A 1025-nucleotide genomic window follows, 5' to 3' on the forward strand; every position below is an offset into this window, starting at 1 on the left:
GGTTCTAGGTTAGAACTCCGATACGATCAGGGTGGTATCCCAACGTTGCCTCCACACAAGCTGGCGCTCATGCTTCAAAGGCTCCCACCTATCCTGTACAGATCGTACCAAAGTTCAATATCAAGTTACAGTAAAGCTCCATGGGGTCTTTCCGTCTTGTCGCGGGTAACCTGCATCTTCACAGGTATTAAAATTTCACCGGATCTCTCGTTGAGACAGCGCCCAAGTCGTTACGCCATTCGTGCGGGTCAGAATTTACCTGACAAGGAATTTCGCTACCTTAGGACCGTTATAGTTACGGCCGCCGTTTACTGGGGCTTCGGTTCACAGCTTCGGGTTTAACCCCTTACCGCTCCCCTTAACCTTCCAGCACCGGGCAGGCGTCAGCCCGTATACTTCGCCTTACGGCTTCGCACAGACCTGTGTTTTTGCTAAACAGTCGCTTGGGCCTTTTCACTGCGGCCCCCTCAGGCTATTCACCTTACCGGGGCACCCCTTCTCCCGAAGTTACGGGGTCATTTTGCCGAGTTCCTTAACGAGAGTTCTTCCGCGCGCCTTAGCATGCTCTGCTCGCCTACCTGTGTCGGTTTGCGGTACGGGCACCTAGATCTCACTAGAGGCTTTTCTTGACAGCCGGAGTACATGACCTTCGCTACTACAATTTTCGCTCCCCATCACAGCCCAGCCTTCACGATTCGCGGATTTGCCTACGAATCAGCCTCACTGCTTAGACGGACTATTCCATCAGTCCGCGTCACTGCCCTTCTGTGTCACCCCATTGCTCAAACAATCTTCGGTGGTACAGGAATTTCAACCTGTTGTCCATCCACTACGCCTTTCGGCCTCGCGTTAGGTCCCGACTTACCCTGAGAGGACGAGCCTTCCTCAGGAACCCTTAGGCTTTCGGCGGACAAGATTCTCACTTGTCTTTTCGTTACTCATACCGGCATTCTCACTTGAATACAGTCCACCAGTCCTCACGGTCCAACTTCAATCCGTATTCAACGCTCCCCTACCCAAGTACC

Annotated in this window: 1 rRNA gene; it reads right to left on the bottom strand. The window is 52.9% G+C overall.

What is annotated here, in order from left to right:
* Positions 1-1025, bottom strand: a 23S ribosomal RNA gene (locus AC0YOD_RS28985); the annotation flags it as partial.

The organism is Paenibacillus sp. J31P13, from assembly GCF_056269295.1.